Origin of the sequence: Flagellimonas sp. (genome assembly GCF_965601775.1) — a bacterium.
Lineage (GTDB): Bacteria > Bacteroidota > Bacteroidia > Flavobacteriales > Flavobacteriaceae > Flagellimonas.
Window position 1 is genome coordinate 1,955,669 of sequence record NZ_OZ271837.1, and the last position, 18,767, is coordinate 1,974,435.

Annotated in this window: 20 protein-coding genes; 18 read left to right on the forward strand and 2 right to left on the reverse strand. The window is 39.0% G+C overall.

All coding sequences use genetic code 11. The annotated features are described in order from the left end of the window. Nucleotides 1-45 precede the first annotated feature (45 nt). The 6 genes from ACSLUF_RS09030 (at nucleotide 46) to ACSLUF_RS09055 (ending at nucleotide 7,455) form a co-directional block, all read left to right on the forward strand. Complete coding sequence (locus ACSLUF_RS09030) at nucleotides 46-1,926, forward strand: tetratricopeptide repeat protein (protein ID WP_435625789.1); 1,881 nt, start codon at nucleotides 46-48, stop codon at nucleotides 1,924-1,926. A 92-nt stretch (nucleotides 1,927-2,018) separates the two neighbouring features. Further along, the gene (locus tag ACSLUF_RS09035; RefSeq protein WP_435625790.1) at nucleotides 2,019-3,521 is read left to right on the forward strand and encodes a S10 family peptidase; all 1,503 of its coding nucleotides are present in this window, start codon (nucleotides 2,019-2,021) and stop codon (nucleotides 3,519-3,521) included. Between the two features lie 37 nt (nucleotides 3,522-3,558). Continuing rightward, a complete protein-coding gene (locus ACSLUF_RS09040) occupies nucleotides 3,559-4,815 on the forward strand; it encodes a serine hydrolase domain-containing protein (RefSeq protein WP_435625791.1) in 1,257 nt (418 codons plus the stop codon). 37 nt (nucleotides 4,816-4,852) lie between these two features. Next, entirely contained in the window at nucleotides 4,853-5,320 is a 468-nt protein-coding gene (locus ACSLUF_RS09045; protein ID WP_435625792.1) for a GNAT family N-acetyltransferase, read from the forward strand. A gap of 72 nt (nucleotides 5,321-5,392) precedes the next feature. Then, nucleotides 5,393-6,271: a TolB family protein gene (locus ACSLUF_RS09050; protein ID WP_435625793.1), complete on the forward strand. Its 879-nt coding sequence runs from the start codon at nucleotides 5,393-5,395 to the stop codon at nucleotides 6,269-6,271. A gap of 101 nt (nucleotides 6,272-6,372) precedes the next feature. Then, the gene (locus ACSLUF_RS09055; RefSeq protein ID WP_435625794.1) at nucleotides 6,373-7,455 is read left to right on the forward strand and encodes an alpha/beta hydrolase family protein; all 1,083 of its coding nucleotides are present in this window, start codon (nucleotides 6,373-6,375) and stop codon (nucleotides 7,453-7,455) included. Between the two features lie 3 nt (nucleotides 7,456-7,458). Here the strand turns inward: ACSLUF_RS09055 and ACSLUF_RS09060 are convergent, their stop codons facing one another. Beyond that, complete coding sequence (locus ACSLUF_RS09060) at nucleotides 7,459-8,172, reverse strand: hypothetical protein (protein WP_435625795.1); 714 nt, start codon at nucleotides 8,170-8,172, stop codon at nucleotides 7,459-7,461. 501 nt (nucleotides 8,173-8,673) lie between these two features. Here ACSLUF_RS09060 and ACSLUF_RS09065 point away from each other — a divergent pair. Beyond that, nucleotides 8,674-9,297: a DinB family protein gene (locus ACSLUF_RS09065; RefSeq protein WP_435625796.1), complete on the forward strand. Its 624-nt coding sequence runs from the start codon at nucleotides 8,674-8,676 to the stop codon at nucleotides 9,295-9,297. A 37-nt stretch (nucleotides 9,298-9,334) separates the two neighbouring features. Here the strand turns inward: ACSLUF_RS09065 and ACSLUF_RS09070 are convergent, their stop codons facing one another. Continuing rightward, nucleotides 9,335-9,622, reverse strand: coding sequence for a hypothetical protein (locus ACSLUF_RS09070; RefSeq protein WP_435625797.1), 288 nt, complete (start codon nucleotides 9,620-9,622; stop codon nucleotides 9,335-9,337). A gap of 155 nt (nucleotides 9,623-9,777) precedes the next feature. Here ACSLUF_RS09070 and ACSLUF_RS09075 point away from each other — a divergent pair, with 155 nt between their 5' ends. The 11 genes from ACSLUF_RS09075 (at nucleotide 9,778) to ACSLUF_RS09125 (ending at nucleotide 18,717) form a co-directional block, all read left to right on the forward strand. Beyond that, nucleotides 9,778-10,614 carry a hypothetical protein gene (locus ACSLUF_RS09075; RefSeq protein ID WP_435625798.1) on the forward strand — a complete coding sequence of 279 codons (837 nt, stop codon included), beginning with the start codon at nucleotides 9,778-9,780 and terminating at the stop codon, nucleotides 10,612-10,614. Nucleotides 10,615-10,792: 178 nt separating this feature from the next. Beyond that, nucleotides 10,793-11,029, forward strand: a complete 237-nt coding sequence (locus tag ACSLUF_RS09080; RefSeq protein WP_435625799.1) for a hypothetical protein — start codon at nucleotides 10,793-10,795, stop codon at nucleotides 11,027-11,029. 181 nt (nucleotides 11,030-11,210) lie between these two features. Beyond that, nucleotides 11,211-11,636: a nuclear transport factor 2 family protein gene (locus ACSLUF_RS09085; RefSeq protein WP_435625800.1), complete on the forward strand. Its 426-nt coding sequence runs from the start codon at nucleotides 11,211-11,213 to the stop codon at nucleotides 11,634-11,636. A gap of 142 nt (nucleotides 11,637-11,778) precedes the next feature. Continuing rightward, nucleotides 11,779-12,300, forward strand: a complete 522-nt coding sequence (locus tag ACSLUF_RS09090) for a GNAT family N-acetyltransferase (RefSeq protein ID WP_435625801.1) — start codon at nucleotides 11,779-11,781, stop codon at nucleotides 12,298-12,300. Between the two features lie 119 nt (nucleotides 12,301-12,419). Then, nucleotides 12,420-13,193: a hypothetical protein gene (locus tag ACSLUF_RS09095; protein WP_435625802.1), complete on the forward strand. Its 774-nt coding sequence runs from the start codon at nucleotides 12,420-12,422 to the stop codon at nucleotides 13,191-13,193. Between the two features lie 153 nt (nucleotides 13,194-13,346). Next, nucleotides 13,347-13,745: a hypothetical protein gene (locus ACSLUF_RS09100; RefSeq protein WP_435622466.1), complete on the forward strand. Its 399-nt coding sequence runs from the start codon at nucleotides 13,347-13,349 to the stop codon at nucleotides 13,743-13,745. Between the two features lie 5 nt (nucleotides 13,746-13,750). Continuing rightward, nucleotides 13,751-14,224: a DUF1905 domain-containing protein gene (locus ACSLUF_RS09105; protein ID WP_435622467.1), complete on the forward strand. Its 474-nt coding sequence runs from the start codon at nucleotides 13,751-13,753 to the stop codon at nucleotides 14,222-14,224. Between the two features lie 71 nt (nucleotides 14,225-14,295). Next, nucleotides 14,296-14,961, forward strand: a complete 666-nt coding sequence (locus ACSLUF_RS09110) for a DUF4386 family protein (protein WP_435622468.1) — start codon at nucleotides 14,296-14,298, stop codon at nucleotides 14,959-14,961. 78 nt (nucleotides 14,962-15,039) lie between these two features. Further along, nucleotides 15,040-15,474: a thiol-disulfide oxidoreductase DCC family protein gene (locus tag ACSLUF_RS09115; protein ID WP_435622469.1), complete on the forward strand. Its 435-nt coding sequence runs from the start codon at nucleotides 15,040-15,042 to the stop codon at nucleotides 15,472-15,474. Nucleotides 15,475-15,583: 109 nt separating this feature from the next. Then, the gene (locus tag ACSLUF_RS09120; RefSeq protein WP_435622470.1) at nucleotides 15,584-17,602 is read left to right on the forward strand and encodes a mucoidy inhibitor MuiA family protein; all 2,019 of its coding nucleotides are present in this window, start codon (nucleotides 15,584-15,586) and stop codon (nucleotides 17,600-17,602) included. Nucleotides 17,603-17,823: 221 nt separating this feature from the next. Next, nucleotides 17,824-18,717 (forward strand): hypothetical protein, encoded by an 894-nt coding sequence (locus ACSLUF_RS09125; protein ID WP_435622471.1) that lies wholly within the window; start codon nucleotides 17,824-17,826, stop codon nucleotides 18,715-18,717. Nucleotides 18,718-18,767: the final 50 nt, after the last annotated feature.

Below are 18,767 nucleotides of genomic sequence, written 5' to 3' on the forward strand. Positions count from 1 at the left end.
CTGATATAATTGGTATCTTGGTTTTATAATCAACCTCTTAAAATAATGATTCGAAAATGTTTCGCCATAGCTCTTATATGTTCCTTAAGCACTACAAGTTTTAGTCAGAATAACAAACTGTTGGACAGTCTGCTTAAAGTTCATGACACAATCACTGAAGGACTTCCAAAAATCAAAAACCTAGAGGAATTATATTACGCTGAACTCTATAATACTCCGAAAAAAGCAAAAGAATATGCCTTTCAGGCTTACAATTTGGCCACTGCACTAAAAATTGAAGAAAGTGCAGGAGTGGCGCTCTACCACATGGGCACCTATTACCAGGTCATCGCAGACAATGACTCTGCACTGTACTGGTTTGACAAATCACTTCATATATGGGATAAGCTTAAAAACCCTCAGCGAAAGGCAACCACGTTAACTACTGTGGCCATTGTGGAACAACTGAAAAGTAACTACCGAAGAGCAATTGACCTATACGACACAGTCATCGCAATAAACAATAACACTGGAAATAGTTTAAAACTAGCAGGTGCAATTAGATCAAGAGCCACCGTTTTTATAGACAAAGGAAGTTATAAGATTGCACTGGAAGAAACGCTAAAGGCCATGAAGATGTTCGACACCATTCAGGAAGAACCTTGGCAAGATGCTGACACCAAAAAACAACTAGGTTACATTGAATACCTGCAGGGAAACCATAATGATGCCATAGCCTATCAAATGGATGCTTTGAATATGTATAATGACCTTGGTGATAAGGTCTGGCAATGTAAAACTTATTGCGAAATGGGAAAATCCTATCTGGCCGCCGAAAACTTGAACAAGGCAGAAGCTTGTTTCAAAAAGAGCTTAGAACTATCTAGGGAATTGAATGTTTTGGATATGGAAATCCATTCTTTGTTACAGCTTGGAATCCTATCAAAAAAAGGTTCAGATTATAATACGGCGTATGACTTATTGCATCAAAGTTTACAGAAAAACTTCAACCTCAACTCTAAGCTGAACGAAGCCACCATTCGCAATGAAATTGGAAATGTTCTTGCTTTCCAAGGAGATTATACCTATTCCATATATCATTTGAACACGGCATTGAAAATCGCCGACTCGCTGGGCGCCCTGGACCAGCAAAAGAATGCATATAAATACCGTGCTCAAACACAGGAGATTTTTGACCGTCCCCTAAAAGCATTAATGGATGAGAGAAGGTTTCAAGAAATCAATGATAGTATCTTCAGTCTAACCAAGTCCCAGCAAATCGAAGAACTGAAAACTATTTACCAAACCGAACAAAAAGAAGCTGAAATCGCTCTCCAAGAAGAAGAAATCAAAACTCTAAATGAAAAGTCTCGTGCCGACAAACTTCAAAAAGGCCTTTACGCGGGAGGTATGACCTCTGCCCTAGCCTTATTTGGGCTTTCCGTTTTTGGATACCGTCAACGCATCAAAAGAAACCGTGTTGCTCGAGAGAAACAGGAGGAAATCTACAAGCAGGAAATCGCTCACAAACAAAAGGAACTGGCAAGTCAAACCCTACACTTAGTTCAAAAGAACACCTTTATCCAGGAATTGAAAGAGAATTTGGAAAATCTCAAGAACTCCCCAGAAAAGTTCAAAGCAGAATTTCGTCGCATCGTGATGCTCCTTAAAAAGGAAAATGCTTCGGACAAAGATTGGGAAGTATTCAAAACCTATTTTGCGGATGTACACAACGATTTTGACCAAAAACTCAAGACACTTTATGCCGACATCTCTGAAAAAGAAATTCGTTTAGCGGCCTTTCTGCGAATGAATCTGACCACAAAAGAAATTGCGGCCACCCTCAGTGTACTTCCAGAAAGTATCTTAAAATCGAAATACCGATTAAAAAAGAAACTAGGACTGGATAGAGAAACGGACTTAACTAGTTTTTTGAATACGCTTTAAGCCCTCTTTTTAAATTAAAACCTCCAGTAAAATCGTTTTTTAGTCTTATTTTGAAGGTTATTCTATTCAACAAACCAGAAGAACCGAACTACATGAAAAAATCAATTTTTATCCTAACATTTTTAATTCTCGGAACCGTAGTATTTGGCCAAGAAAAGGAAATGAAAAAGGAAATTCCCCAAGCAGAGACCTTTACATCTACGCAAACTGTTTCCATTAAAGGAAAAACCATCACCTTGGCTACGGAAACCGGAACCCATCTATTACGAGATGAAAACGACAAACCCATTGCGCTATTTGGGTTTACGCACTACAGAAAAACCAATTCCAGTAAAGACCGACCTATCGTCTTTGCATTTAATGGGGGTCCGTTATCGGCCTCATTTTGGTTGCATTTTGGGGTATTGGGTCCTAAACGGATTGAAATCAATGACCCTTCGTATACCAAACCGGCACCCTACAAGGTGGTCAATAATGAATATTCCATTTTAGATAAGGCGGATTTGGTCATGATTGACCCCGTGGGGGTAGGTTTTAGCAAACCTGTGGGTGAAGCTAAATGGGAAGACTTCTGGGGTGTGGACCAAGACATTCAAAGCATCGGATTGTTCATTGAGCAGTTCATTATTAAGGCTAATAAAATGAATTCCCCAAAGTACTTGCTAGGTGAAAGCTACGGTACTTTCCGAAATGCGGGTCTCGTGAAACATCTTCAGGATAAAGGTATTGCCATGAATGGGGTTATTATGGTGTCTGCCGTATTTGATTTACAACATCTGCTGTTTGGTCCCGGGGATGATACCGCGTACCTCATCCATTTCCCTACCTACGCTGCTACAGCCTGGTACCACAATAAGGTAAAAGACAAGGGTTCTAGCCTGGAAACCTTTTTAAATGAAGTTCGTGCCTTTACACAAAACGAATATGCTCCTGCCCTTCTTAAAGGTGACCAATTGAGTGTTGCTGAAAGGTCGTCCGTGGCTCAAAAGCTAGGGGATTATTCGGGTTTAAGCCCAGATTTTTACCTAAAAGCAGATTTACGCGTGACTAACGGAGAGTACTTTCAAGAATTCCTCAGAGAAGAAGGGCGTACCGTGGGTAGATTGGATTCAAGATTCACTGGAATAAACGAGGACCCTTTATCCCAAAATGCCCTAACAGACCCCCAAAGTGACGCTATTTCCACACCCTATATTGCTGCTTTCAAGGATTATTTGTACAACAATCTTAAGGTCCGAAAGGATTTGACCTATACTACAACGGCTAGCACAAGAAAAGGGTTTAAGTGGGATTGGAAACATAAGGGCAACATTAGTTGGAACATGCAAGTGGCCACTACCACTCTTCCGGATATGACCTCTGCCATGAAACGAAATCCCAATTTGAAAATCCTAATCCTCAATGGCTATTATGATTTGGCCACTGTTTTCTATGGGGTTGAACATTCCATCAACCATATGGGATTGGATGCAGAGTTGAAAAAGAACATCATCATGAAATACTACGAAGCAGGACATATGATGTACACTCATATCCCATCCATGGCAAAGTTCAAGACGGATGTGGATGAATTCATTGACCAAACTTCAAAGTAAGCCGTTATCTGTTTTAATCATCATTAAAAAAAATTCAATGAAAAGAATAGCCCTAATGAGTATTACCATTGTGCTCTTTATTTCCTGTAAACAAAAAAACAAAGCTCCAGAGGAAAACGCCTTGGAAATTCTAAAGGATTCGTTGACAGAAAAGCTGGTGGAAATCCATAAACAAGGTGAAATCAATGGGTTTGGAGTAGCCATTGTAGATGCCAATGGGACATTATATGAAACTGGAATAGGTTATGCTGATATAGAAAAAGAAGAGAAATACACGGCAAAAACCATTCAAAATATTGGCTCGGTATCAAAAACCTTGATTGGCATTGCCTTGATGAAGGCCCACGAAATGGGAAAACTCAATTTGGATGACCCCATTTCCGATTATTTACCCTTCGAAGTTATGAATCCAACCCATCCACAGGATACCATAACAATCCGACATTTGGCGACCCACACCTCCTCCATAATAGATTCTGATTATTATGACAACAAGGCCTACGTTCTTAAAGATAAACAACAACAGGTTGATACTACCCTCTCAGACGTGAACGAACAATTCAATGCGCCAGATACCAAAATCCCCATGCTCGATTTTTTAGGAAAGCTGCTTGATAAAAACGGGGAATGGTATTTACCTGAGGGGTTTTCCCAAAATAAACCCGGAACTATTTATGAATACTCCAATATCGGTGCTACACTAGCGGCTGCTGTAGTGGAAATTGCCGTAGGTATGACTTATGACAAATTTACCGAGGAACATATTTTGAAACCACTACAAATGGAGACTTCGGGTTGGTCTTTCGAGACAATTGATATGCATAAACACTCAAAACTTTATGCAGCCCCAGATACAGAATTACCCTTTTATTCACTCATCACCTATCCAGATGGTGGACTTATAACCAATGTTTCCGAATTGGGAACGTATCTTACCGAACTCATTAAAGCAAATTCTGGCAAAGGAACTTTGGTGAGCACCGAAAGCTATGCGGAACTGTTTCGAGAACAGTTGCCTGCCGAAAGTTTTCCAGACCGGGATGAGGAAAATGATTATGATGATGAGTACAACACCGGGATTTTTATGGGATATACTCCGCGCGGCTATATTGGCCATACAGGAGGGGACCCTGGTATAGCCACTTTTATGTTTTTTGACCCAGATACGAACCTAGGGCGCGTGTTGATGATAAACACTTCCATACGGAATCGAAAAGGCGTGGAAGAATTCTATGCCGTTTGGAATACCTTGGGAGAGTTTCAAGAGAAGCTAAGTACTGCACTGGAAAATTAGTTGTGCCATTTGACTGGAATTCCTTATTGAATTAACCATGATTTCCTTTAAAAAAGCAACATCCGAAGAGGAATTCAAATTGGGTAAGACCTTGTTCGAAAGATATGCAAAGGACATTGGGATTGACCTTTCTTTCCAGGGTTTTGACCAAGAGTTACGGAATGTAGAAAATCAATATGGACCGCCAGAAGGTGCTCTTTTTTTAATTTATGCTGAAGACCCAATACCCATTGGCTGTTTCGCTTTAAGAAAGTTGGAAGCGAACATTTGTGAGTTAAAACGCATGTTTTTGGAAAAGCACCATCGGGGTAAAGGCATTGGGAAACAAATGATGAATGAGGCTTTGATTGAAGCCAGCAGTTTAGGCTACTCTAAAATCCGCTTGGATAGCATTAAAAGTATGAAAACGGCCATCGCACTGTATCAAGCATTTGGTTTCAAGGAAATTGAAGCGTATCGACATAATCCCTTTGATGATGCGATTTATTTTGAGAAAGATTTATGACCACGGAAGAAAAAGTTCCAATACCTGTAACAAAATCAAAAACCGATTGTCCTCAAAGAAACTAACAACATCATGAGAAAAATAATCTTCAGTTTCATCCTGATGATAGCGTCACAGGCTTTAATAGGTCAACAAAACAACTGTCCTTATTTTGATTTACCCATACCAAATGAAGTTCCACAAGATTTCAACCCTAAAGTTTTGGATTTAAATGGGAGTTTTAAATTCAATGTTGAAATCAAACCATGCGACCAAATTTATTTCACCACAATCAGCGGGAATGAAAATATCTACTTTTCAAAAAAGGAAAATGGAACATGGAGCGAACCAAAAATTGCATCCTTCTCCGACCCAAACCATAGTGATGCAGACCCGTTTCTGACCAAAGATGGAAATAGAATCTATTTTATATCCAAAAGACCGACTAGCCCTAGAGACGAAAACTTGGAATGGAACATTTGGTATGCCAACAACAGCAATGGAAAATGGACAAAACCCCAACCTCTTCCAGAACCTATAAATTCTGAAGATTTTGACGAGTATTTTTTCTCCATTTCGGATAAAGGAAATGTTTTCTTCTCTTCAAATAGAAAAGGTGGTGAGGGTTCGTTTGATATTTATACCGCTAAAATCCTTGGGGACTTGACGTTTTCAACACCACAGAATGCAGGGAGACCCTTGAGTACCGAAAAATATGAATTTGACCCTTACATTGCTCCGGATGAGAGCTTTATACTTTTCTCCATCAACGAAAAAGGGGATAGTGACTTATATGTTAGCCATAAAGACCAAAACGGGAACTGGACGGAACCACAAAATCTAGGGGATAAAATAAATAGGACGGACCAAGATTTCGCCCCTTCCCTTTCTGCCGATGGAAAATTTATATTTTTCTCAAATGATGGGAAGTTAAAATGGGTTAGTTCTGATATCCTGAAGAAACTCAATTGACTAGTTGGTTGAAGCTTGCCTAAAAAGTGTAACACTTCCAAAATTCTACGGTCTTTAGCAAGCACGAATTACTTCATTTTTGACAGTCAACTAGAGAACCTATGAAAAAACGAACAGCCTGTATCCTTGGCTTCCTACTCTTCTGGTCAACTTCAAATGTATTGGCCCAAATGTCATCCGAACCTTTTGAATTTCAATTTGAGAACAAAACTTTAAGGGGATTAATTGAAAAACCAGAAAATAAAAACTCAAAAGCCATTGTGATTATCATACCTGGTTATGGAAAAACCAATTTTGTAAAGGGGAAATGGTTCGGTAGGCTAAGACAAAATCTGGTAGATACGGGATTAACCGTTGTGCTTTGGGATAAGATGGGTTGCGGGGATAGCGAAGGGGTATTTGATGCACAACAACCCGTTGAGAATTCAGCCCTTGAGGCCATTGCAGCTATTAAGGAAATTAAAAGATTACAAATTCCTGGTTCTGACAAAATTGGATTTTGGGGCATTAGTCGTGCTGGTTGGATTGTTCCCCTAATCAATGAACAATATCCTATGGATTTCTGGATTTCGGTCAGCGGTACGGATGATAAAGAGAACTTTGGCTATCTCCTTAAATCGAACTTACTCATTTCCGGTATGAAAGAAGCCGAAGCCGAGCGCTTATATAATGCTTGGATGCTGGGACACAAAATTTATAATACGAAAGGTAGTTATGAGGACTATCTAAAAGCGACACAACCGCTACGACAAGATAGTACATGTCAAAAACTATTCGGGTATAAAGAAATTGGAGAGGTAACCGAAGAAGACATCAAAAAATTTAAAGAAGGACAACAGCAGTATACTGGAAAAGGCCATTTTGATGCCGAAAGTGGGCTCTGGGTCTATATAGATGATTTTGATAAAACCCTTTTAAAGATTAACTGTCCTGTTTTGGGCCTGTTCGGTGCCAACGATTCCCAAGTGGATTGGCGCAAAACAAAAAAGCTATACGAAGAAACCATTGGGGTAAATCCAGACGCAAAACTTGCCATACAAGTGTTTGAGAACTGTAATCATGTGTTGCAGCAGTGTGTCACATGTGCTTGGCGTGAAGATTTATCCGCAACAAACTGGGCTCCATGTGATTCCTATTACGAAACCATGCGAGCCTGGTTAGAAGAAAAAGGAATTGTGGATTGACCCTTACTCAAACGACATAGGTTCGGTCAGGGCCTTGATGATTTCTTCATCCCCTTCAAACTGTTTTTCAAAATTGTAGGGCACCCGTTTATAGGGATTGTAGCCCAACTCAATAAACTTTTGTTGGGCTTTCACCTCCACAAAGCGATACATGCGCCAAGATTGGGTGTCTGGGTTATCGGTCATATACTGCTTTATATAAGGAGTGACTTCTTTTCGGATGGAAAGCGCGCCCAACATGGCTTCTCGAGTCACTTCGTCATAGCCTGGAGCCTGGTCCAGTTCTTTGGTCTTTGCTTCAGAAAAAACCCATCTTCGGGTCAACTCTTGCCAAGCAGGCAATCCTTTTTCTTTATAAGTGGTTTCAAGGGATTCAAAATCATCTCTAGGATAATAGATGCCAATGGATTTAATAGCTCCGTCTTGCAACCATCGGCTTGCCATTAAGGCTATGGCCCCTTCCCGGGTTCTGTTGGTGACAATATATATGGAGTCGTTGATGCGTTTTTCAATAAAAACGGTGTCCACCCGTGCAGGATAGGGACTTTCCTCTTCCCTAACCGATTCGTAGGTGATAATGTCCTTGTACTCCGTGATTTTTTGTTTATCACCTTCCATGCCATAGGAATACCAAGTACTGTTTTCTTGTCCAAGCACGGAGATAGAAGTAAACAAACAGACCAAAGAGAGAATTGGGAGCGTAGTATTATTGACCATTTTTCTAGTTTATGTCCTTAATTTAAAACCCAAACTATTCCCACCACTCAAAATCTGTGTAAACATCTGATTTTTCTGTATGCATGGTCCTGAACGCAATACAATTATTGTCATTCCGCACTTTATGCGGAATCCAAAACCTACCCGTCATTCTGAACTAGGTTCAGAATCCCATCTAACCGTGAACATATTTCATTTCGAACGAAAGCGAGAAGTCCAATAAAGAGATTTCTCAGTCGCTACGCTTCTTCGAAATGACAAAAAGAATCCATCAGTCATTTCGAGCGCAGTCGAGAAATCTATTCTAGTGGAGATTTCTCACTTGACTTCGACTACGCTCAGTCTGACAGTTCGCAATGACAAAAAGAAATCATCCGTCATTCCTAACTTGATGCGGAATCCATTAAAAAGGGACTAGTACCCGTCTGATTAACATTTTTGGGCTTTTCCCAACTTGCTTTATTGAATACTTTCGAAAGGAACGGTTTTAAATCCATGCCTATGAATCGAAGATTGCTTTTAAGTGTATTGGGACTATCTCCATTGGCATTTCTTTCTGCAAAGATTCCGATGTACAATCCAACTATGGAAATCCTTATCAAACGCTGGAAGAAATCGGAGGAATACTCTTTGGCTGTTTTGGAGGCCATGCCCGCCGAGACTATTGAATTTAGACCAACTGAAGAGCAATTCAGTTTTGCGCAACACTTCTTGCATCTGGGCTTTATCAATGTAACCTATTTTGGAATACTTGTGGATTCAAAAACCTACAAGGATTTTTACGCGCTTATGGAGGCCGACTTCTTAATTCAACCACCGGATGCGATAAATGTCTTTCAGCCGGACACACTACAAAAAAGAGACCCTACGGAGAACAAAGAAATCATACGAAACTATCTTACCAAGACCTATGCGTATGTGCTTTCAAGCTTGGCCAAAGTAAAGGATTCCGACCTTCCGCTTGGAAAAGAAAAGGAAAAACCCAGTTATTTATCCGGCCATACCAACTTGGACCTAATTATACGGGGCGAAAGCCATACGGCACACCACAGAGCACAGGCCATTGCCTATTTGCGAATGAACGGCATACGTCCTCCAGGATATACTGTAAACAATACCTTTTAGATTTCTCAGTCGCCACGCTTCTTCGAAATGACAGGGCTTAGGACTCCTTTACAATCGCCTCAATACGCTCCCAAAGGCATTTGGTGGCATAGAGCGCATTCTTCTCCGGCCCATCTATAAGGCCATAGGAATCGTATAGCGCCATATCGTGCACCAATTTTAGGGATTGTACCAAATCCGGCCCGTCCAGCGTATCGGCAAACTCAAGGAGTTCCCGTTGGGCGGGGCTAATTGGTAATGAAATTTTAGATGATTTCTCTGAATCTTTCGAAGGGATGTCAACATTATGGTTCGAACATCGCTTATGACTTTTTGTTTTAGACATAAGATTATGTTTTTCAGTTAGAACCCGGAATGTGCTGACAGCATAAATATAGCTTTTCTGGAAATACCATGAAGAATTCACCCACAAGTACAAAGGATAATTATTAAAAATGATACCTTGGGGATATAAACGAGCTGTAAGCAATTTGAGAAAACATGACTGAAAAAATTAAAAGAATAAATAACCCTTTGACTATTATTGCAATTTTTGCGGCATTAGCAGAAGTAAATGCTACAATAGCAATTGGTCTTGTCGACCCAAGTCTTCATGGTATTTTTATTTGGTTTGTAATGGGTTTTCCAACGCTATTAGTGGCATTATTTTTCATTACATTAAATTATAATACTAAAGTAATGTATTCACCAAGTGACTTTAAAGATGATAAAACCTTTGTTCAATCTCTTTATGGTAAAATAAATTCTGGAGAAAAAGACAAAGATGGAATAATTGAAAGTATTGGTAGTTTAGAAAAAAGAATAAATGAAACTATTGAAAAACAATTAGGCGAATTGAAATTTGATAATCCCAAATTAGAGGAAGAGATAAAGAAAATAAAAGACCAATTAAAAGACTCAACTGACGAAAATATAAGGGAGTTTATTTCTGAATTTAAAATAGATGTAGACTTAAAAGATAAACTTATCGAGTATCGAAATTATCCAGCTTATTTTATATTGATTGACTCCATAATAAGTAGTAAATCAACGAATGTTGAAATGCTAGAAAAACATTCTAAAAGAAGATATATTGCGCAAGGGTGGGAAAACGCTATTGAAGATTTATTTAAGAATAATATTCTGATTGGTGATTCTGAAAATTTTGAAATCAATCCTAAATTTTATGATGACCTCGTAAAATGGCGAAAGACTAATATGAGAAGATTATTCCTAATTAGAAGACTTATTGAGAACCAAGAAAAAGATGAAGATTCAATGACACATGAAGAATTAATGGAAAGAGTGAGAAGCGTAGCTAGAAGAATTAAAATGTAGAAAAACTGCTTACAACGATGGCTATAAATAATTGCTTGTTCTCCCCCGCTCCCGCAAGATTTCATATTACGGTTTAAGGACTTATCCAACAATTCTTTAATTTGTGTGACCATCACAACACATTCATAACGAAGTCTGTTGCGATACATGCGGAAAAGGAAAGAAACAGAATTATAAAATGTCAGACGAAAAAGTGAATATTGAATTGACGAAAGAAGAAGCAATCGTCCTTTTCGAATTTCTAGGTAGATTTAATGAGAATGAGAATTTGAGCCGATTTGAGGACCAAGAGGAACAAAGGGTCCTTTGGGATATAGAGTGTATTTTGGAAAAGGAACTAAGTGAACCTTTTCAAACAGATTACCAAGAAATTGTAAAGAAAGCAAGAGAAGTCGTTCGAGATGAACGTGAGTAAAAAAACCTAATATAATGACACTTGTACCCCCGCTCCCGCAAGATTGCATCTTGCGGTTTAAGGACTTATGCAACAATTCTATACCTTAAGGGCAGGTTTAATCGATTACTATTTTATCCTAGCTTCGGATAGAAACCATAACCAAACTGTTGTTCGTAACTAACTCTAAATAAAATACGTAATGAAGAAAATAGTTTTGATTTTTCTATTCCTATTTTGTTTTACCAGTAATTCATATAGCCAGGATAGAGAAAAAATAGAAAGAGCTGCTTTGGACTACATTGAAGGCTTTTATGAAGGAGATACCGCCAAAATTAAAAGAAGTATTCATCCAAATTTGTCAAAACTAGGATACGGAAGTAAAAGTAACGGGTCTAAAGAGCATATTATGTCGTATGACAAGGCCATTGGTTTTGCTACTGATGTGGCAAATAATCCAAAATGGGCAGCTCCCAAAGATGCCGTGCAAAAAATTGAAATTATGGATGCACAGGATAAAATTGCCTGTGTGAAATTGACACTGTATTGGGGAATTGACTACTTGCTCATGGCAAAATATGATGATAAATGGATGATAAGTAAGGTTTTGTGGCAATCTTTAGATTAATACCTTTTCCAATTTTAACTACATAAAATTGAAACACCAATAATGCGCAGAATACCTCGATTTTATTCCACAATTGTGGTATAAAGGTATTTCGATTCCATTTAAAAGTTGGCTCGAATACTGGACAGAATCCCTTGCATAAATGAACAATATAGAAATTAGAATAGCGAATACAGAAGATGCTCAATTTATTGCTCTTCTTGGACGAGTTACTTTTACTGAAACTTTTGGGCATCTTTTTAGGGATAAAAAAGATGTATTGAAGTATTGCGACGCAACATTTTCGGTTGAAAAAATCGCAAACGGTATTGGGAAACAAAACAATGTTTTCTGGATAGCTTTTGTGGACCGATTGCCTGTTGGGTATGCAAAACTCAAATTAAATTCCAAATCAGAATTTATTGAATCGAAAAATACCTGCCAACTTCAAAAAATCTACGTCTTAAAGGATTTTTTGTCAATGAAAATTGGATTTGAATTACAAAATCTACTGTTGAAGAAAGCAAAGGAAATGAAATTCGAGAAAATTTGGCTTTCCGTATTGCATAGCAATGAACGAGCAATACGTTTTTACCAAAAAAATGGATTTGAAAAACTAGGAAATCACGAATTTCAAATTGGAAAGGAAAATTTTGAGTTTATTGCTATGGGAAAAGAAATATAGCCATGAATAGCAAAGGCTTATGAATAGTTTTTCAACTAAAATATTTCCTACAATCATTTATCTTTAGCCTTTATCGGGGATTTTCCAGGGTAAATTGCCCTTAATTCAGCATGATGTTTATGAAAAAAACAACCCAGCCACTACGTATTCTCTGTATCTGTACTTTTCTCATGGTCTCATGCAAAAGGTCCGCGGAAAAAGCTATCCCTGAAGAACCTACCGCCCTTCAAGTTGTGGAAAAAGGAATTGAGATGGCCGGGACCATGGAAAAATGGAAAAACATCGCCTCTCTGGAGTACACTAAAAAATCAAGACTGCTTCTTGAAAATGGGGAGGTTGAGTCGGATGTCACCCAACGACACCACTATATATATCGTCCCAATAAAAGTGTACGAATTTCATGGGTAGTCGATAAGGATAGCTTTTTAATTGTACATAACGATTCCGTTTCACAAAAATTCAAAAATGATAGCTTGGTTGACCAGGGCACTGGTGTAAAAGCCACCGTGAACAGTGCAACCTATGTGCTGGGGATGCCATTTAAGTTGTTGGATACGGGTACAACCCTCTCCTACGATGGGTTAAAGTCTTTCAATGCCATAGATACCGTACATGCGGTGAACGCCACCTACGCTCCAGAGCAACACAAAAACCATTCTACCCAAGATGAGTGGTGGTACCATTTCGACAAAAATACGGGAGCTTTTGTGGGCTCGATGGTGTACCATGCCCCTACCCACGCGCTCATTGAGAACCTGTCCATGATCACTGAAAAAGGACTTACGTTTCCCGAGCACCGAAAAAGTTATCGATGCGATGCTGATGGTAACAAGGTTTTTCTCCGTGCCGAATTCTGGTATTCTAATTATTCCATTGAGTTCTTAAGCGATTAATTTGACATACCCAAAAAGTATATTGCTATAAACCATAGGCTTAATATTATACCAACTTATTTATACTAGATCATGTTTATAAGAAACTACCATCTCCTTACATTTTTCCTGCTAACCCTCACAGCATTTAGCCAAAATGAAAAAAAGGAAAAGATGCAATTGCTCAACTTTATGATTGGGGAATGGATTGGAACCTCAAAAATCTATGAAAATGGAGTGGTCACCCAAGAAGGTTCGGCATATGAGAAAATCTCTTATGACCTGGACAAGAATATCTTGGTTATTGAGCTGAACACCGAGATGCTCCAATTGCATACCATAATTTATTATGACGAAAAAGACAGCACCTACTATTATTACCCATTTTCCAAAAGAGGAGTCAATAGGTACCCTGCTGAGTTCAAAAACGGACAGCTCATTGTAAACAGTAACGATACCAGACGATTTATTTTCCGTAGCACCTCGGATGGTGGTTTTCAGGAATACGGAGAACAATTCATCGACGGAAAATGGACCAAGTATTTTGAGGATACTTTTATCAATTCCCAATAAAAAAGATGTCTTTAAAATATGACAAAATAGGAGTCAACTACAAACGGACACGTAAAGCAGACCCCTATCTGACCCAACAGCTGCTTCATTATTTACAACCCTCTCAAAATGGAAGGTATTTGGACATTGGTTGTGGTACCGGGAACTATACTATTGCTTTTCAACAAAAAGAGTTTGATTTCATGGGAAAAATACAATATCAATTTACTACCCATATGTGGAGACATAATGCCCCAGGAGGCTGGTATTTTGTTTCCCTCCCAAAAGACATATCAAAGGAAATACGTCAAAATCTACGGTGGCAAGAAGAAGGTTGGGGCCGAATGAAAGCAACAGCCATGATTGGTGAAACACGCTGGGAATCCGCAATTTGGTTTGATACTAAAATGGATTCCTACATTCTGCCCATCAAAGCAGAAATCCGAAAAAGAACCCAGATAGAACTTAACCAAAATATAAATATTACTATTTGGATATAAGTTTTCCTCCCGTTTGCTAAAGTTTGGGTAACACATCTTGCCTACAATCGTCCTCTTTAAAAATCAGTCCGATGACCAATATAAACTTGCAAAAAATAGGTGGCTTATCTGCAATTCTAGAAGCTATCATTTACATCTTTGCCTTCATTGTTTACGGAGGTATTTTAGAATTTCCCAATACAGATGCCAGCCCGACTGAGAGGTACAACTTCCTTGCTGAAAACTATAGCATCCTGTCCTTGTTGAATTTCACGAGCTATGTGTTATTTGGCATCTTGCTAACTGCATTGGTACTTGCCATTTATAAAAGGCAAAGAAAATTCGCTCCTAATATTTCGAGACTATCATCAATATTTGGATACCTCTGGGTCGGATTAGTGATTGCAAGTGGAATGATAGCGAACATAGGCTTGGATAGTGTGGTCCAAATGGGTGCGAATTCTCCCGAAAAAGCCATGCAGATTTGGTCCAGTATTAGTATTGTTACTGAAGGTCTAGGCGGAGGAAATGAAATCGTCGGAGGGTTGTGGGTGCTTTTGTTAAGTTTGGGTTCCTGGAAATACAAGATTTTTCCTAAAGCACTCAACTACTTAGGCATGATAGTAGGTCTTGCCGGGATTTTGACAGTGTACCCCCTAGACCTTTTTAAAGCGGTTTTTGGGCTCAGTCAGATTGTTTGGTTTATTTGGATAGGCTGGTTTATGATTCGAAATCCTGAAATAGCTGAAACCAATTAATGCTTACATGAACTGAAGTATCTCCCGTAGAACACCTAATGAAAACTATATTCATCAATTCGTACGGAAATTGAATGAATGCCGCATGAGTCGTATCTTTGCATGGTGGAAAAGGATAAAAAACTCATATTATTTGACGGGGTATGCAACCTTTGCAACGGAGCAATACAGTTTGTCATAAAGCGAGATAAGACCGATATATTTCGTTACGCAGCACTGCAAAGTGAGATTGGGAAACAACTTATCCATGAACGGGGCATTGACACGTCCAAGGTAGATTCCATAATTCTTATTGAACCCGGGGTAGCCTATTTCACGAAGTCAGACGCCGCATTACGCATTGGACAGGATTTTGGTGGGATTTGGAAAGCCCTGGCCATCTTTACATGGATTCCACGACCAATACGGGATGGCATTTACGATTTTGTAGCCAAAAATCGATATCGCTGGTTTGGTCGTAAAGACCAATGTATGATTCCCACGCCTGAGTTACAAGCTAAGTTTTTGGGTTAACTCAATCATATCTTTATTTGACTAACCAAAAGAAGGTGTTCCTTCATTCTTGGTTTTGCGAGGTTTTGTTCTTTCATAGGTTTGGATTGTAATTCTAAATCCAACCCTTATGAAAAATCTAATAGTTCTCTTTTTAGCCATTCCCTTTATTGTTTTTGCCAATGAGCGAGAAATTCCCTCAAAAATTAAAGAGGTCACTGTGTATTTAAGTGGGGCACAAATCACCAGAACAGCGAAGTGCCAGCTAAAAGCGGGTAAAAATGAATTGATATTTATGGGATTGTCACCTAAAGTAGACGAAAGCAGCTTACAAATTTCAGGATTACATTCTACCTCTATCCTATCCATGTCCTATGATCTTAATTATCTGAGCGAACTTGAAGGTAATCCACAGGTAAGAATTTGGGAGGACCAAATAGTAAAACTACAGCATGATATCGCACTTTATAAAAACCGCATAATCGGTCTCGAAGAAGAAGAAAAAATAATTACAAGCAACAGGGCTATCAGTTCTGAAACACAAGCACTGAATTTGAATACAATAAAGGAGATAGGCACTTATTATCGCGAACGAACTACAGCCATTAAAAACGAAATCTTTGAAACCAATCTAAGAATTAATGAGGCGAACTTGGAAATAAATAAGCTAAGAAAGCAAATACGGGAAACAAACAATGCTGATGAGACCGAACAAGGAGAGTTAAGACTAATCCTCGATGCTCCAGCAACAATGAATCTAGAACTTTCTATTTCATATATGGTATCTGATGCCGGATGGATACCGAATTACGATATAAAATCTGAGAAGTTAAGAGCTCCTATAAACCTAGCATACAAGGCACATGTATATCAGAAAACTGGAAATGATTGGAAAAATGTAAATATCACCCTTTCAACGGGGAACCCAATCCTAAATGTGAGCAAACCTAGTTTAGGCACTCAATACCTAAATTTCACCAATAGGGGCTCAAAAAGCAGGTTTTCTTCAACCAAGAAAAAGGAATATCCATATAATCCAACTGTCAAAAAAATAGTAGGGACTGTTGTTGACCAATCTGGATTGCCATTACCAGGAGCAAGTATTATCATTAAGGGAACAACGCAGGGTACCCAAACAGATTTTGATGGAAATTTTTCATTGGATGTGGGACAAGGAAGGGAAATTGTCATTTCCTATATTGGACAAGTATCACAAGAAATTCCAATTTATTCTTCAGTAATCAACGTTCAAATGGAAGAGGATGCCCAAGCTTTGGATGAAGTTGTAGTTGCGGCCTACGGTACAACAGGAGCATCATCTGGTGTCAGAATAAGGGGTTACTCAAGTGTTCCCAAAATCCAACCACCACTATATATAATTGACGGTGTCCCCGCAAAGTCATTTGCCGAGGGAGATCTTGATGAAAACGAGATTCAGAGTATGGAAGTTCTCAATGGCGTTGAAGCCACTTCAATATACGGGAGTCGAGGGGCCAACGGTATTGTTGTAATCACAACAAGACAAAATTTAATAAAGGATGATTTAACCAACACCAAATTCATTATCAAAAAACCCTATTCCATTGTTTCGGATGGGGATATCACGGCAATTCTAATCAATTCCTATAAGCTTCCGGCGGACTATGAATATTTTGCTGCCCCTATCATCAACGAGAATGTATTTCTTACGGCAACCATGAAGGATTGGGAAAAACTGCAATTACTACCTGGGGAGGCCAACATATACTACGAGGGTGGATATGCTGGCAAGACTACCTTAGACCCGTATACCGTTAAGAAAGAATTGGTATTGTCTCTGGGTATTGACCCGAATATCACCATTAGCAGAAAACAACAACGAAATTTCAAGAGCAAGTCCTTTACTGGAAGTAATCGAATCTTGAATCGAACCTATGACCTCGAGGTAAAAAACAACAAAAGTGTAGACATACAACTTAAGCTAATGGACCGGATTCCCATATCCCAAAACAAGGACATCAAGGTAAGTGATATCAATCCAATGACCGCAAATCACGACGCAAAAACAGGCCTGTTGACTTGGGAAATGAAATTAGAAAGCAAGGCCACTCAAAAGGAAAGTTTTTCGTTCCAAGTAAAATATCCCAAAGGCCGCTATATCTCTTTATGAAAAGATAATTTTCTTATCCCCATGGGCACTTTGGTCCATGGGGATATTTTTGTGATAATAATTAACGGAAATTAAGAGTATTCTTGAGCCTTTAACATAGGCTGGCATTGATTTTGTGGTAATTTGAATGAGTGTTTTTCATGTTTTGACGGTTTCGCACCCCGCTATCCCATTCAAGAAGAAGACGTTCACAAGTTTACTAACAAAAATCAAAATTGAATATGAAAAAGGTAATGCTACTCGTATTTATGTCACTCTCTTTAGTGGCTTTTGCCCAAAGGGGCAACGTTAACGACATTTTGTTCACCACATCCGGTGAAATCATACAAGGTAAAGTGGTAAAAGTAACAGCAAGTACAATCAGTTTTAGTTACCCCGGAGAATCGTTGGTCAACGAAATTGGTTCCAATCAACTACAGAAGATTGTTTTTTCCAGCGGTAGAACCCAGAACTTTGGCAATGCGTCCACATCAGATTCTGCGGCAGAGGCAGTGACCAATGTTCCTACACCCCAGGCAGAAACCCCTACAACTACAATCCCTAAGGAAGAAATATATTTGGGTCCGGATGAAAACTCGGTTACCGCAAGTGCCAATAACAATCGTTTGGCAGTAACCCCAATGACCTATTTGGTGAATGGGCAATACAGCAAGGAAATTTCAGGTAAGGCTACTCAATTTGCCACAGATTATCTAGCTCGCCAAAACCAGTCCTTACCGATTGAAGTGCAAGAAATGGCACTTACCATAAGAAAATTGGTAGATGCGGGAATCGGATTTCAGCAGTTGGCCCAAACAAGCGCTGGCAAACTACAAAGTGTATTGGGTTCTGAATATTTGGTGTTAATCGAAATCAACGAAACCCATCAAAAAACTGAGGCGAAAAAAGATAATGGTTTCTTTGATGTACAGAAGGAACAAGCTAAATCCGACGATAGCATCCGTTATGAAATAGAATTGATTTTATTCGGTTCTGGCGGTGCGGAAACCTATTCTTCAAAATTTTCCAATGAGCGTTCGTTCAAATCCCCATCAGGAAATAGTGGCTCGCAAAGCGATTGGAAAATGGCTATGCAGTATGTATTGGACCAAATACTTACTTCAGGAAGTTTATAAAAAACAAGGGCAGTAACTTAACCGTATACTGCCCTTTTTCTTTTAACCCA